The 15144-nt window shown below is 67.4% G+C and carries 11 protein-coding genes and 2 pseudogenes; 9 read left to right on the plus strand and 4 right to left on the minus strand.

From position 1 onward, the window contains the following. Positions 1-104: 104 nt before the first annotated feature. Positions 105-1121, minus strand: a complete 1017-nt coding sequence (locus tag ACH34W_RS38125) for an NADP-dependent oxidoreductase (RefSeq protein ID WP_395966038.1) — start codon at positions 1119-1121, stop codon at positions 105-107. A 334-nt stretch (positions 1122-1455) separates the two neighbouring features. Here ACH34W_RS38125 and ACH34W_RS38130 point away from each other — a divergent pair, with 334 nt between their 5' ends. The 4 genes from ACH34W_RS38130 (at position 1456) to ACH34W_RS38145 (ending at position 6742) form a co-directional block, all read left to right on the plus strand. Beyond that, complete coding sequence (locus tag ACH34W_RS38130; protein WP_395966039.1) at positions 1456-2163, plus strand: haloacid dehalogenase type II; 708 nt, start codon at positions 1456-1458, stop codon at positions 2161-2163. 247 nt (positions 2164-2410) lie between these two features. Further along, entirely contained in the window at positions 2411-3643 is a 1233-nt protein-coding gene (locus ACH34W_RS38135; protein WP_395966040.1) for a PucR family transcriptional regulator, read from the plus strand. A 218-nt stretch (positions 3644-3861) separates the two neighbouring features. Continuing rightward, positions 3862-6255 carry a molybdopterin cofactor-binding domain-containing protein gene (locus tag ACH34W_RS38140; protein WP_395966041.1) on the plus strand — a complete coding sequence of 798 codons (2394 nt, stop codon included), beginning with the start codon at positions 3862-3864 and terminating at the stop codon, positions 6253-6255. A gap of 10 nt (positions 6256-6265) precedes the next feature. Beyond that, positions 6266-6742, plus strand: coding sequence for a (2Fe-2S)-binding protein (locus tag ACH34W_RS38145; protein ID WP_395966042.1), 477 nt, complete (start codon positions 6266-6268; stop codon positions 6740-6742). Between the two features lie 94 nt (positions 6743-6836). Here the strand turns inward: ACH34W_RS38145 and ACH34W_RS38150 are convergent, their stop codons facing one another. Next, the gene (locus ACH34W_RS38150) at positions 6837-7796 is read right to left on the minus strand and encodes a GlxA family transcriptional regulator (protein WP_395966043.1); all 960 of its coding nucleotides are present in this window, start codon (positions 7794-7796) and stop codon (positions 6837-6839) included. 69 nt (positions 7797-7865) lie between these two features. On the opposite strand from ACH34W_RS38150, the gene ACH34W_RS38155 reads away from it, so the two are divergent. The 3 genes and pseudogenes from ACH34W_RS38155 to ACH34W_RS38165 all read left to right on the plus strand — a co-directional run. Continuing rightward, positions 7866-8897 carry a nuclear transport factor 2 family protein gene (locus tag ACH34W_RS38155; RefSeq protein ID WP_395966044.1) on the plus strand — a complete coding sequence of 344 codons (1032 nt, stop codon included), beginning with the start codon at positions 7866-7868 and terminating at the stop codon, positions 8895-8897. A gap of 306 nt (positions 8898-9203) precedes the next feature. After that, a pseudogene (locus ACH34W_RS38160) lies at positions 9204-10139 on the plus strand (NADP-dependent oxidoreductase); the annotation flags it as partial. A gap of 36 nt (positions 10140-10175) precedes the next feature. Continuing rightward, positions 10176-10931, plus strand: a pseudogene (locus ACH34W_RS38165) (nuclear transport factor 2 family protein); the annotation flags it as partial. 40 nt (positions 10932-10971) lie between these two features. Here ACH34W_RS38165 and ACH34W_RS38170 read toward each other — a convergent pair. Next, a complete protein-coding gene (locus tag ACH34W_RS38170) occupies positions 10972-12723 on the minus strand; it encodes a WD40 repeat domain-containing serine/threonine protein kinase (protein ID WP_395966045.1) in 1752 nt (583 codons plus the stop codon). Positions 12724-13222: 499 nt separating this feature from the next. Further along, positions 13223-14065 carry an alpha/beta fold hydrolase gene (locus tag ACH34W_RS38175; protein WP_395966046.1) on the minus strand — a complete coding sequence of 281 codons (843 nt, stop codon included), beginning with the start codon at positions 14063-14065 and terminating at the stop codon, positions 13223-13225. Positions 14066-14177: 112 nt separating this feature from the next. On the opposite strand from ACH34W_RS38175, the gene ACH34W_RS38180 reads away from it, so the two are divergent. Both ACH34W_RS38180 and ACH34W_RS38185 read left to right on the plus strand, forming a co-directional pair. Continuing rightward, positions 14178-14639 carry a MarR family winged helix-turn-helix transcriptional regulator gene (locus ACH34W_RS38180; protein ID WP_395966047.1) on the plus strand — a complete coding sequence of 154 codons (462 nt, stop codon included), beginning with the start codon at positions 14178-14180 and terminating at the stop codon, positions 14637-14639. Between the two features lie 198 nt (positions 14640-14837). Continuing rightward, complete coding sequence (locus ACH34W_RS38185; protein WP_395966048.1) at positions 14838-15086, plus strand: SCO4226 family nickel-binding protein; 249 nt, start codon at positions 14838-14840, stop codon at positions 15084-15086. The last annotated feature ends 58 nt before the right edge of the window (positions 15087-15144 follow it).

Consider the following 15144-nt stretch of genomic DNA (forward strand, 5'->3'; position numbering starts at 1 on the left):
AGGTAGGAAAAGCGCGTCAGTGAGGGCGCGGAGTCATTAAATTATGATCGTAATATTAAGCGGGGTGACTCGGTGATCGCAAGTGCAGCCCGCTGCAGGCAGAGTCAGAGTTTGACGATCATCTTTCCGACGTTCTCGCCCCGCATCAATGCGAGGAAGGCGCCCAGGGTGTCGTCGAGGCCGTCCCTCACGGTTTCGCGGTAGTGGAGCTTGCCCTCGGCGAGCCAGCCGCCGACTTCGCGGATGAAGTCCGGCTGGAGGTCCAGCTCTTCACTGAACATGAACGCCAGGATGTCCGAGCGCGTCACCAGCAGGTTCCACAGGTTGCGCGGCCCCACGACCTTCTCGTCGTTGTACTGGGAGACCATCCCGCACAGGACGATCCGTGCGTGCAGCTTGAGGGCGCCGATCGCCGCCTCCAGGTGCTCGCCCCCGACGTTGTCGAAGAAGACGTCGATGCCGTCCGGTGCCGCCTGGGCCAGCTGCTCGGCGACCGGCCCGTTCTTGTAGTTGAACGCCGCGTCGTAGCCGTACTCCTCGACCAGCAGCTTGACCTTCTCGTCCGAGCCCGCGCTGCCGATCACCCGCCCGGCGCCCTTCAGCTTGGCGATCTGACCGACCTGGCTGCCGACCGCGCCCGCCGCGCCGGAGACGAAGACCGTGTCGCCCTCCTTGATTTTCGCGAACCGCTCAAGCCCGATGTACGCGGTGAGGCCGGTGACGCCGAGTACGCCCAGGTAGGCGGTGAGCGGCGCCAGATTCGGGTCCACCTTCTGGGCGGTCACCGCGTCGATGACCGCGTAGTCGCGCCAGCCGAGGACGTGCACCACATGGTCGCCGGGCGCGAAGCCCTCGGCGTTGGATGCCAGGACGCGGCCGACCGCGGGGCCGTCCATCGGCGCGTCCACCTCGTACGGCTCGATATAGGACTTCTTGTCGCTCATCCGGCCACGCATGTAGGGATCGACCGAGAGGTACTCGTTGGCGACCAGGAGCTGCCCAGGGCCAGGCGTGGGGAGATCCACCTCACGCAGGGAGAAGTCGGACGCCACCGGCCAGCCCTCCGGACGGGTGTCCAGGTGCCATGCGCGTGCGCTGGTGGGCAAAGTCTGCTCAGACATACGGATCAAGTCCCTTCGAGGGGGAGGTGGCGCTCGGGTGCGTCGTGGCAAGCGCGCCATCCGCGCTCTGTCCGGCTCCCGAGCCCATTAGATTATGGCCGTAATATTAAGCGGACATGACTCGCGAACGCAAGAGAGGCCGCCGCGCAGCGAGCCCGCCCGACCTGCCCGCCTACTCCATTCCCAGGCTGAGCTGCCGGGCTGGCTGAGCCAGGACGACCTGGACTATCTCGTCGCCGAGCTGGAATCCTCGCCTTCCTTGAAGGCTTTGACCCGCCGGGGGAGTGGGCATCTCCGAGGCGGCCACGCAAACGAGGCGTAGTGAGGAATGGGCATGTCGCTGGGCATTGAGGCCGCGGTGTTCGATGTTTTCGGGACGATGACGGACTGGCGGTCGAGCGTGACCGGTGAGTTGGCAGCCGCTGGTGGCCGGGCCGGCCTGCAGGCCGACTGGCCCGCTGTGGCTGACGCATGGCGTCGCGCCTACCGGCCCGCGCTCATCAGCGTCCTCTCCGGTGAAACGCCGTACCGGCCCCTGGACGAATTGCACAGGAGCATGCTGGACGAGGTGCTCGCGGAATTCGGCCTCGACGCGCTCGGCGAGACCGACCGGGACGGCCTTGTGCGGGCCTGGCACCGCCTGCGCGCCTGGCCTGACGCTCCGCACGGCCTGGAGCTTCTCCACGGTTCCAAGGTGATCACCGCGACGTTGTCCAACGGCGGGGTCGGGTTGCTCGCCCGGCTCACCAAGCAGGCGGGGCTTCGGTTCGACTGCGTCCTGTCGGCCGAGCTCGCCGGATCGTACAAGCCCGACCCGCGTGTCTACCTCATGGCCGCCGAGCTCCTCCAGGTCGAACCGCGACGGCTCCTCATGGTGGCCTGCCACCCCGACGATCTCGCGGCGGCGGCCAAGACCGGCCTGCGCACCGCTTACGTTCCGCGCCCGCTGGAGTGGGGGCCGGACGCCGCCCCGGCCGCGCCGCCCGCCGACGTCGACCTCATCGCGGACGACATCGTCGACCTGGCCCGCATCCTGGCGTGATCACCAGCGGGTCCACGAGGCTGCCCGCTGCATGCTCACGGGGCGTCCGGGGTGTCCGGCGAGCGGCGGCAGGTGATTGAACGTACGGTGCTGGCACGATGTCCCGTTTGGGTGGGTGACCGCAGATGAGGCCTACGGGTAGGACACCAGTTCCGGCTGTGGCTGGAGACCTGCGACATTCCGCACGTGGTGGCGGTTCCCGAGCCGGCGATGGTGGTGGCGATGAATCTGGCCGAGGTGCGACCCCATGAACGATCGTGCCCGCGTGGGTCACACTCAGACCGCGGAGTCGCTGGCCGCGCATCTGGCGCGGCGTGTGCCGGCGCTCGCCGACGCCCTGGTGCGGTCGATCCAGGAGGGGAACCCCGGCTACCAGGCGGTCGGTGTCGTTTCTACGGACGATCTACGGCGCTCCTGTCGTGACAACATCGCCCGCGTGCTGGAGCTGATCTCCAGTCCCGACCGGGATCCGGACGGCCCAGGCCAGGCCGAGTACTACGACGCGGCGCGGGCGACCGGGAGGCGGCGCGCGGAGCAGCGCGTGCCGCTGGACACGGTGTTGCGCTCGTTCCGCCTTGGCGGGCGGCTGCTGTGGGAAGCGCTGATCGATCAGGCGCGGGAGGACGGCATGGGCGACTCCGAAGGCCTGCTGGAGGCGGCGACCCGCGTCTGGGAGGTCGTGGACGCGACGTCGGCGCAGGTGGCAGCGGCCTATCACGCCACCGAACGCGAGCTGCTGCGTGCCGACGACCGCCATAGGGCCACGTTGTGGGACGGACTACTGGACGGCCGGGCCAGGCACCCGGGGTTCGCCCACGAGGCCGCCCGGATCATCGGCGTACCGGTCGCGGGCCGGTACGCCGTGGTCGTGGCCGACGCCCGTTCCGAGAACGAGCGGATCAGCCGGCGGATCGAACGGCGGCTGGCCGCCGACGAGATCCACTCGGCGTGGCAGATCAGCGCCGACGGGCTGGTGGGCCTGCTCGTCCTGGGCAGGGCCGCGCCGGAAGTGGCGCTGCGGGGGCTGCGTGAGACCTTGGTGGCGCCCGCCGGGCTGTCCCTGGTCGTGGCCGGGCTCGCCGAAGTCGAGGTGGCGTACCGGCAGGCACTGGTCGCGCGGCGCACGATCGCCACGGAGACGGTCGAGGTGGCCGCGCTGGAGGACAGGCTGCCGGAGGCGATCCTGCTCGGCTCACCGGAGCTGGCCGAACAGCTGGTCCGGCTCTGGCTCGGACCGTTGATCACGGTGCCGGCCGCCGAACGGAGGCTGTTGCTGAGCACACTTGACACCTGGGTGACCACGGGCGGCTCCATCAAGAACACCGCCGAGCTGGAGCATTGCCATCGCAACACCGTTCTCAACCGGCTGCGCCGCATTCATGCGATCACGGGGCACGACTTCACCGATTCCGCCGCGCGCCTGGAGGCGTCGCTGGCGCTGCGCGCATCGCGCCTGCCCCTTCCCGAACCACTCATGTGACCACCGTGTGACTGTGCGCCATGCACAAGCAAACCGGGGCAAGAGTGGATACGGCGGATATGGCTGCTCTGTGTAGCGTATGGCACGCTCTGCGTTAGCTGCCGGTGCCCCCATCCGCTCCCTTCGCGGCGCCGGCAGCGGATTCCCTGACGCACTGTGCCTCCCGTGGCATGGTCGCCCGGGCCTCCCAACCAGCACCCCCGAGGAGGAGGACACCGATGGCGGAACCGAACGGCCCCATGCTGGATCCGGACGATCAGCCCGGAAGTTCCGACACCGATCCCGGCAGCCCTGACACCGATCCCGGAAGTTCCGGCTCCGATCCCGGCGGTCCCGACCGCCGCCGCTTCCTGGGGTATCTGATCGCGGCGCCGACGCTGGCGGTGGTCGTGCAGTCGGCCTGGGAGATGGCCGATGGACGGGACGCCAAGGCCACGGTGCCGTCTCCGCCGCAGCCCGCGGAGCTGTTCGACCTCGGCGACGCGCAGAACCTCGCTGCCGCGCCGACCTCGGGACTGATCTCCGTCCGGGTGAACCCGGACGGCACCGCGTCGTTCGCGCTGCCTCGAGCCGAGGTGGGCCAGGGCATCACCACAGCGGTCACGATGATGATCGCCGAAGAGATGGACCTGCCGATGGACAAGGTCCGGGTCACCCTGGCCGACGCCCGCCCCGAGCTCATGATGAACCAGCTCACCGGCGGGTCGAACTCGATGCGCAGCATGTACGTCCCGGTACGCGTCGCGGCGGCGATCGCCCGGCGGCGGCTGGTCACCACCGCCGCCAAGCTCTGGCGGCTGCCCGCCGCCGAGCTGACCACCGAGAACGGCCTGATCAGGCACGCCAGCGGAAGGCAGGCCACCTACGGTTCACTCGCCAAGGCGGCAGCCGCCAAGCGGACCACGAGGATGTCGGCCAGTCTGAAACCGCGTTCGGAGTTCACGGTCCTCGGTACGCCGCGCAACCGCGTCGACGCGCACGCCATCGTGACCGGCCGCAAGGCGTTCGGGATGGACCTTCAGGTGCCGGGCGCCAAGCCGACGATGGTGCGCAGGCCACCGACGATCAACGGAACGGTGGTGGCGGTGCGCAACGCCGCGGCGGTCCGGACGATGCCTGGCATCACCGACGTGGCGGTCATCGAGCACGGTGTGGCGGTGCGCGGCGACACGTTCGGCCAGTGCATCGACGCACTCCGGGCGCTGGAGGTGACCTGGGGTCCGGGCACAGTGGACGGCGAGTCCGACGCCACCGTCCTGGCCAAGCTGAGGAAGGCCGCGCTGCCCATGGCCGTGCCGTCCCTCCTGGGCAAGACGATCGACGCCGAGTTCGTCTTCGCCTTCGCCAGCAACAGCCCGCTGGAACCCGACAGCGCCATCGCCGACGTCCGGAAGGACCGCGCCGAGATCTGGGCGAGCCTCAAGGTGCCGATCGTCGCCCAGCGGGACATCGCCAAGCGCCTCGGGCTGCCACAGAACGCCGTCAAGGTGCACGTACGGCAGGGCGGCGGCTCCTTCGGCCGGCACCTCTTCCACAACGTGGCCGCCGAAGCGGCCGAGATCTCCCAGAAGATGGGCAAGCCGGTCAAGCTCGCGTGGTCCCGGGCTGACAGCTCCCGGCAGGGCCGCACCCATCCGATGTGCATCTCGCGGGTCCGCGTGGCGCACCGGCTCGGCAACGTCCTCAGCTACGAACAGCGGCACACCAGCGTAGAGACCGACTTCGGGCACGGTTTCGGGGAGGTGATCACCTCGACGGCGGCCAAGCTGCCCGTGGCCGGCAACCTGACCATCGCCCAGACGATCTTCCAGCTGTCCCAGTCGTCGCCCTACGGCTTCGGGGCCACCACCCAGCTGCTCAACGAGATCCCGCTGAAGTTCAACACCGGCAGCATGCGCAACATCTACTCCCCGAACGTGGTGTGCGCGCGGGAGCTCATCGTCGACCGGCTCGCCGCCGAGATGGGCAAGGACCCGGTGGAGTTCCGCCGCAAGTTCCTCGACGACGAACGCCTGCGGGCCGTCCTGGACAGGGCGGCCGAAGCGGGAAACTGGGGCAGATCCCTGCCCGAGGGCGTTGCCCAGGGCATCGGCCTGGCCAGCGAGTACCGCGGGGCGGTCGCGTCGCTGGTCGAGATCGACTGCCGTCCCGAGACGGTGAACCGGAAGGTCCGCAACGCCGTGACCGGCCCGCGCGTCACGAAGGCGCTGATGGTGGTGGACGTGGGCTTCGCCATCAATCCGCGCGGTCTGGAAGCGCAGATGATCGGCTGCATGAACGACGCCATCGCGCTGGCACTGACCTCCAGCCTCCACATCAAGGACGGCCTGCCCCTCGAAGCAAGCTGGGACAACTACTTCTACACGCGCCAGTGGAACACCCCACTCGACATGCGCGTCATCGTCATGCCCAACACCGGGGGCACCCCGGGAGGCGCCGGTGAACTCGGTGTCGCCCCCGCCTTCGCCGCCGTCGCCTGCGCCTACGCCCGCGCCACCGGGACGATGCCGACCCGGTTCCCGATCAACCACGGCAAGCTCGCCTTCGAACCGTTCCCGGCCCAGCCTTCCACCCCGCAGTCCCCCACCGGCGGACTCGACCGCGCGTACTGAGGAGCCCCCGTTGCCCCAGCACACCTTCAAGCTCAATGGCAGGCGAGTCACCGTGGAGGCCGAGGACGACGTGCGGCTGCTCTGGGTGCTGCGCGACCTGCTCGACGTCACCGGCCCCAAATACGGCTGCGGCATCGGCGTCTGCCAGGCCTGCACCTGCCATATCAACGGCAAGGCCTTCAACCCCTGCTCGGTCCCGGTGTCAAAGATCAAGGCGACCGACGAGATCACCACGATCGAGGGCCTGCCCGCGACCGTCGGCAAGGACCTGCACCCCATGCAGGAGGCGTGGCTGGCCCACGACGTCTCCCAGTGCGGCTACTGCCAGCCCGGTCAGATCATGGCCGCCGTGGCAAAGGTCCGCCAGGCCAGGGCCGCCGGCCACGAAATCGGCGACGCCGATCTGGACGAGCTGCGCAACATCTGCCGATGCGGCACGTACTCCCGGATCCGCGAAGCCATCAAGTCGGGAGCCAAGAACATGTGAGGAGCCAAGAACATGTGAGGAGCCAAGAACATGTGAACCGTGGCGGTGCGCCCGTTCATCACCGCGTTCGCAGGAGCGGTGGGTGCGGTGGCGCTCAGTGCGTGGGGGACAGGGCACCACGGAAGGTGCGCCGGTAGGCGAGCGGGGAGACGCCGATGGCGGCATGCAGGTGTTCCCGTAGCGATGTGCCGCCGGCGAAGCCGACTTGGCCGGCGATCTCGTCCACCGGCAGATCGGTGGTCTCCAGGAGGTGTCGTGCCCGGTCGACTCGCTGCTGGATGAGCCAGCGTCCCGGGCTCATGCCCACCTCTTCGGTGAAGCGGCGGGCGAAGGTGCGCAGGCTCATGTGGGAGTGCTCGGCGAGGTCGGCCAGGGCCATCGGCTCGTGGAGGTTCTCCAGGGCCCACTGGCGGGCGGTGGCCGTTCCGGTGGCGGTGGCTTCGGGGACCGGGTGCTGGATGTACTGCGCCTGCCCTCCGTCGCGCCATGGAGGGACGACGCACATGCGGGCCACCTGGTTGGCGACTTCGCTGCCGTGGTCCTTGCGGATGAGGTGCAGGCAGACGTCGATGCCAGAGGCGGCGCCTGCTGAGGTCAGTATGTCCCCGTCGTCGATGAACAGAACGTCCGGATCGAGTGCGACCTGCGGGAACCATGCGCGGAAGAGGTCCGCGATCGCCCAGTGGGTGGTGGCCGGCCGGTCGTCGAGGAGACCGGCTGCGGCGAGGACGAAGGCGCCGGTGCAGATTGATACAAGGCGGGCGCCTGGAGCCACGGACGCGAGTGCCTGGACCACGGCTTGCGGCACTTCCCGGGTCACGGCGGTGGGGATGAAGGGCGGTATGACGACGGTGTCGGCGGTGCTCAGCGCCTCCGGGCCGTGCTCGACGGTGATCGAGAAGTCGGAGTGGGTGCGTACCGGGCGGCCGTCGACGCTGCAGGTCAGAACCTCGTAGAGGCCGTCTGCGGCCTCGAAGACCCGGCTGGGAATGCCCAGTTCGAAGGGGTACACACCGTCGATGGCCAGAACGACGACGCGGTGAATGGATGCCATGGCATGATCCCGTCGAAAGTTGGCATTCGTGCCATTGTAGCGTGCGGCGGTGGCATCCAGGCTCGACACATGACGAACACCGCCATCAGGCGGTCCACCGATCAACGCGTCTACGATCCTCCCGAGTCCGGAGAAGAGAGCCTTGTGACCACCGCATCCGCCCGCCGCCGTACCCTCGCTGCCGCACTCATGGCCGTCGCTCTCACCGGTGCCGCCGCCGTGCCCGCCGTTGCGTCCGCCGCACCTCCCAAAGCTCCCGGCCACGATCGAGCGGCGGACATCCTCAGGGCCGGAAACGGCGAGAGCGCCCGGCTCGGCTACCAGAAGGCGGTCGCCGTCCAGGTTCTCAAGGGTGTCTTCGAGCGGGGCGACGCATCTGTCGTCGACCGTTTCGTACGGCCGGACTACATCCAGCACAACCCGCTGGCCCCCGACGGCTCTGACGCCCTCAAGTACTTCGGTGCCGTACAGCGCCAGCAGTACCCGGACCTCGCGTACGGCATCAAGCGGGTCACCTCCGAGGGCGACCTGGTGCTCGTGCACTCCAACATCGTCCTGACCCCTGGCACCCGCGGGGTTGCCGCGTTCGACATCTTCCGTTTCCAGGGCGGGAAGATCGCCGAGCACTGGGATGTGCTGCAGGCGGTGCCGGCGACCACGGCCAACGGCAACGACATGTTCTCCACGGTCAGTCGGCCGCGGACCGAGGCGCCGGGTCCCGCGTGGCTCACCGCGTACAACAAGAAGCTGGTCACCGCCTTCGTCGACCGGCTCCTGGCGAAGAAGGACATGTCCGCCATCGACGCGTACGTGGGCCCCGAGTACCACCAGCACAACCCGAACATCCCCGACGGCGTGGCAGGTGTGAAGGCCGGGCTGGGCGCCTACTTCACACAGTTCCCGCAGCTGAGGATCACCCCAAAGCGGATCATCGCCGAGGGTGACCTGGTGGCCGTTCACAGCAACTATGTCGCCACACCGGGCACGCGTGGCCAGGCCGTCGTGGACCTCTTCCGGGTGCGGGGCGGAAGGATCGTCGAGCACTGGGACGCTGTGCAGGAGGTGCCGGAGACCTCTGCCAACGACAACACCATGTTCTGACGACGTCGTGAGACTGAAGGTCAGGACGTCGCTAGGCAGGCCGGGGGTCGACCGGTCGGGCTCGGAGGTCAGGCACACTGCCACCAGGTCCACGAGAAGGTCGCAGGTCCTGCATCACGCTATGAAAAGGCATCGCCCGGTGACGTAGACCGGCAGTCGCCGAACGCGGCGAGCCTGGGTGTGGCCGACACCGAATCGACGACGTACGCCGTGGCGTGATCCCGTTGAAAGTTGGCATTCCTGCCATGGTGCCTGGGAGTGGCAGGCAGCGACGCTGGACGTATGACGAACTCCAATATCGCCACCATGCGCGCCATCGGCCAGAACACCCACGGTTCCCCTGAGGTACTCAAGGAGATGGAACTTCCCAGGCCCGTGCCGGGCCTGAACGAGATCTTGGTCGCCGTCCGCGCGGCCGGCGTCAACCCGACCGACTGGTGGAACCGCGCCCTGTCCATGACCATCGACCGCATGCCACTCGTCCTGGGCTGGGACGTCTCCGGAGTCGTCGAGGCCGTCGGCACCGGCGTCACCCTGTTCAAGCCGGGTGACGAGGTCTTCGGCATGCTGCCCTACCCCGAGGGGGTCGGCGCCCACGCCGAGTACGTGACCGCCCCCGCCCGCTCCTTCACACACAAGCCCGCCGGCATTGACCACGTCCAGGCCGGTGCCCTGCCGCTCGCCGCCCTGACCGCCTACCAGGCACTCGTCGACACCGCCGATGTCCAGCCCGGCCAGCGGGTCCTCATCCACGCGGCGGCCGGCGGAGTCGGCCATCTCGCCGTCCAGATCGCCAAGTCCCGCGGCGCGTACGTCATCGGCACCGCCAGCGCCGCCAAGCACGACTTCCTGCGTTCCCTGGGAGCGGACGAGGCCATCGATTACCGCACGGTCGACTTCACCGAGGCCCTCGAGGACATCGACGTGGTCCTGGACTCGATCTCGTTGGACACCGCCGCACGCGCCCGCTCCCTCGCCGTGCTGCGCCCGGGCGGCACCCTCGTCTCGATCCTTCCGGTACCCATCGACCCCGACGAGCTGGCTGACATTGCCGAGCGGGGCATCCGCTTCGAGATCCTCTTGGTCGAGGCCGACCGCGCCGGCATGCAAGCCATCGCCGACCTCGTCGAAACCGGCGCCCTGCGCGCCCACATCGAGGCCGTCTTCCCGCTCGCCGAGGCTGCCAAGGCCCACGCCCTCGGCGAGACCGGCCGCACCACCGGCAAGATCGTGCTGACCGTGGACGGGACGGTGAAGACGCAGATCGCCGCCCAAACCCTCAAGACCGTGTTCGATGGGGGCGACACGACCGTCATCGACCGCCACGTACGGCCGGACTACATTCAGCACAACCCACTCGCCCCTGACGGCCCCGAGGCCATGAAGGCCTTCGGCTCCTCCATGCGAGAGCAGTTTCCGGACTCCACGTTCGAGGTCCGGCGGGCCCTGTCCGAGGGCGACCTGGTGCTCCTGCACTCCAGTGGCGTCCTGACCCCTGGCACCCCCGGAATGGCGGTCTTCGACATCTTCCGCTTCCAGGACGGGAAGATCGCCGAGCACTGGGACGTCCTCCAGGAGGTGCCGGCGACCACGGCCAACGGCAACGACATGTTCTCCACCCTCAGCCGGCCGCAGACCGAGGCGCCCGAGCAGCGGTGGTTCACCGCGTACAACAAGAAGCTGGTCACCGCGTTCGTCGACCAGCTCCTGGTCCGCAAGGACCTGGCCGCCATCGACACGTACGTGGGCCCCGAGTACCACCAGCACAACCCGAACTTCCCCGACGGCGTGGCAGGCGTGAAGGCCGGAGCGAGCGCGTACTTCCAGCAGTTCCCGCAGCTGAGCGTGGCACCGAAGCGGATCATCGCCGAGGGCGATCTGGTGGCCGTCCACAGCCACTACGTCAACACACCGGGCGAGCGCGGCCAGGCGGTCATCGACCTCTTCCGGGTCAGGGACGGAAAGATCGTCGAGCACTGGGACGCCGTGCAGGACGTGCCGGAGACCTCCGCCAATGACAACACGATGTTCTGACGGCTCCGCTCGACCGAGCTATCCCGAAGGTTGGCTGAAATCACGCGGGGTCGACTTGCCACAGCCAGAGGGCGCCGTCGCGTCCGCCGCTGGCGAGGGTGCGTCCATCGACGCTGAAGGCTACTGCGTAGGCGGTGTGGGTGTGGCCGGTGAAGATCTGTCCAGGGTGCTGGGAGTGAAGAGGCCAGAGTCGCACGGTGGTGTCGCGGCTGCTGCTGGCCAGGAGACGTCCGTCGGGGCTGAATTCCAGGTGGAGGATTTCACCCGTGTGGCCCGTCAGGACGGCCGTGGGCCGGCGTTCGTCGAGGTACCAGAGCCGGATGGCGCGATCGTCGCTCCCGCTTGCGGCGACGGTGTTTCCGTCTGGGCTGATCGCCACGCAGGTGACCGGGCTGGTGTGGCCGCGGAGCGTTGTGATGTTCCGTCCTGTCTGGGTGTCCCAGAGGCGGAGGGTGTGGTCGTCGCCGGCTCCGGCACTGACCACGGTGTGTCCGTCTCGGCTGAACGCCACGCAGGTGATCGGGCCGGTGTGTCCGCTGAACGTCAGGGTGCTGCGGCCGGTGCGGACGTCGGACATATGGACCTGGGCGTCGTATCCACCTGTGGCGATGGTCCGGCCGTCTCGGCTGATCGCAGCACAGGTGATCTCGTTGCTGTAGCCGCTGAGTGTCCTGATGTTCTCGCCTGTCTGGGTGTCCCAGAGGCGGAGGGTGTGGTCGTCGCCGGCTCCAGCGCTGACCAGGGTTCGTCCATCGGGGCTGAACGCCAGGAAGATGACCGCGCTGGAGTGTCCGTTGAGCGTCCTGATGTTGCGGCCGGTGGGGACATCCCATAGGCGGACCTGCGCGTCGAAGCCGCCGCTGGCCAAGGTACGTCCGTCCCGGCTGAACGCCACGCAGATGATGCCACTCGTGAGGGTTGCGAACGGGGAGGGCGATTGCCTGCGGTGGCGAGGCTGGTACCGGTCTTGGTTTGCGGAGTGAAGCCGCGAGGCGACGGCGGACGCGGTGGCAGGGCGGTCGTCGGGAGCCTTGGCCATGAGTTCGGTGATCAGGCGGCTCAACCAGACGGGGCAATCGGCGCGCAAAGTCTGCGGGGCGGGAGGGCTCTGTTGGAGGTGCTGATACATGACCGCAGCCGCACACGCGTCCGTGTCAAAGGGCGGAACGCCGGTGACCAGCGCGTACAGCACGCAGCCGAAGGCGTAGAGGTCTGTGCGGTGATCGGTCTGATGGCCGTTGATCTGTTCTGGGGCCATGTAAAGCGGAGTGCCTCCGACGAAACCGTCGGTCTGCGTGATCCTGGTGGCGTTGGCAAGGTGCGCCATACCGAAGTCACAGATCTTCACTCGGCCGTCTTTGAGGAGAAACAGGTTCGCGGGCTTGATGTCGCGGTGCACGATTCCGGCAGCGTGAGCCGCGGTCAGGGCATCGCTGACCTGTGCGGCCAGTGCGAGCACTTGTTCGATGGGCAGCCCGTGTGGGTGCTCGGCCAGCAACTGACTCAAATCGGAGCCTTGCAGGAGCTCCATGATCAGAAATACGCGCCCCTCGTATTCGTCGATATCGAAAACCGAGGTGACTCCGGGATGCTGGAGCGCCGCCGTGATCTCCGCTTCGCGGCGGAATCGTGTCATCGCCACGGGATTGGCGTGGTGATGTTCGTGCAGGAACTTCACCGCGACAGGTCGCTTGAGCCGAAGATCGACGCCTTCCCAGATCTCCCCGGCGCCCCCGTATCCAAGGCGCTTGACCAGCCGATAACGGCGGGCAAGCAGTAGTCCTGGTTCCATTGCTCAGCGACTCCACGGCCCTGGATGTAGAACTATTACTAATCAACTTGTTGCCCAGTCATCATGCCCTGGAGGGCAATGCAGCTGCAAGTTTTTTTGGTGCATGCAGATGCACGTGCATTGTCCTGAGCATCGCACTCCCGCGTTACTTGATCTCAGCTCGCACAGAATTCCCTGGTCTTCGGGCATGTCGCAGTCAAAGAGCGGTGCGGGCATAAGTTGAAGCGACAACCAATGACCGCGATTGCCTCATAAGAGTCAGCATGTTAACAAGTTTAAGGATTGACCTTAGGTCGAAGTTGATCGAGAAGCCGCATCTCCGAAACGATCTTTTGTTCGGTGAGGGCCTGTCATCGGCTTCACGCAAATGACGCGAAGGGCCGGAAGGTGACGGCTCCTCGTGGAGTGCAAGAGACGTCTTCTTCCGGCCCTGCGGCTTGGTCCGCTGTTGCGACGATCACTGGAACCCAGGATTGGCTTGGGCTCCCTTTGCGGCCGCTTAGGCCTTGAGGAACGCCAGGAGCGCCTCGTTCACGTCCTCGGCGTGCGTCCACAGCAGGCCGTGGGGTGCTCCGTCGATCTCGACGTAGGTGGCACTCGGGTGGATCTTGCGGAACGCGCGGGCGGTGACGTCGATCGGCAGGATGCGGTCGGCCGTGCCGTGCAGGAGCAGGGTCGGGACACCCGAGGCTGCGACGGCGGCGCTGTCGGCACGGAAATCGGTGATCCACGTCGGGACGGCGGCCACCGAGGCGTAGGCGGACGCGCCGGCCGCGACATTCCAGCTGGAACGGAGCGCGGCCTCGCTGAGTCGGGTGCCGAGGTTCTCGTCGGTGTTGTAGAAGTCGGCGTAGAAGGCGTCGAAGTAGGCGTACCGATCGGCCTTGACGGCGGTGAGGATGCCGTCGAACACGCCCTGGTCGACCCCGCCGGGGTTGTCGTCGGTCTTGAGCAGGAACGGCTGGAGCATGCCGAGGAACGCGGCCTTCCCGACCCGTTTGGTCCCGTAGGTGGAGATGTAGCGGGCGACCTCACCGGTGCCCATCGAGAATCCGACCAGCACGGCGTCGTGCAGGTCGAGCGTGCGCATCAGGATGTCGAGGTCCGCGGCGAAGGTGTCGTAGTCGTAGCCCTTGGTCGGCTGGCTGGACTGGCCGAAACCACGCCGGTCGTAGGTGATGACCCGGTGTCCGGACTCCAGGAGCGCCGGGACCTGCTTCTCCCAGGAATGCCCGTCCAGCGGATAGCCGTGGATGAGCACCACGGGACGGCCGGAGCCATGGTCCTCGTAGTAGAGCTCGATCGGCGTCGTGTTCTCGGTGCCCACGGTGATGTACGGCATCGTCCTGCCCCTCTGCTCCGTGGCGGGTGTCTCCCGCTCTGAGATGGATAGTACACGATTAAATCGTGTGCGAGTTAGTCGCTAGCGATGTTGTTTGGATTACACTGGTCGCATGGATTCCGAGTCACCGCTGTCGGAGCTGCTCTGCTTCGATCTGTACGCGGCCTCCCGCAGCGTCACGTCCGTGTACCGCGTGCTTCTCGACCCGCTCGGGCTGACCTATCCGCAGTACCTGGTGATGCTGATGCTGTGGCGGCACGGTGAACGCACGGTCCGTGATCTGGTGGACGGACTCCGGCTCGACTACAACACGCTGTCGCCGCTGCTCAAGCGGTTGGAAGCACGTGGCCTGGTAGAACGACGGCGCCGCCCGGACGACGAACGTTCCGTCACGGTTCTCCTCACCGACGAGGGCCGGGCCATGCGCGAGAAGACCCGCGACGTCCCCAAGGCCATCAGCGACGCCATAGGCCTCGACGACGGCGCGATCGCCGATCTGCAGGAAGTCTTGCGCACCCTCGCTTCCAACGCCACCACTCATGCCGCCCACTTGGGCAACAACGCGGCAAAATGACAGGCGTGGTCCTGCGGGGATCAGATGGCGCTCGGCGGGAATCCGCGGGCGAAGGCAGCCCTGTCCCGACGGTGGCCCTGCCTCGATGTTTTCCCGGCTTATTGCGTACTGATCCCTTTTTGGTGGTTTGTTGGGTGGTGGACTGGATGCTCGTGGACCTGATCGGGTCTGCGTGACCGCAGAGGGGAGGCATGCGCCATGGCGAAGTTCATGGACGTACACCACGGATTCCAGAACATCACCGCCGAGCAGCTCCAGCAGGCGCACGACGCCGATGTGGCGATCCAGTCAGAGGAGGGCGTGACCTTCGAGCAAGCGTGGGCCGACCCCGAATCGGGCCTGGTCTACTGCCTGTCCGAAGCGCCGTCCGCCGACGCGGTACAGCGCATCCATGAGCGGGCGGGTCATCGCGCCGATGAGATCCACATGGTGCCGCTCAGCGTGTGACCGGCGGAACGCCACGGCACCGCGGACGAGCTGACCGGATCCGCCCCGCCGGAGGAAT

The sequence above is a fragment of the Actinomadura sp. 6N118 genome, assembly GCF_044326415.1.
Lineage (GTDB): Bacteria > Actinomycetota > Actinomycetes > Streptosporangiales > Streptosporangiaceae > Spirillospora.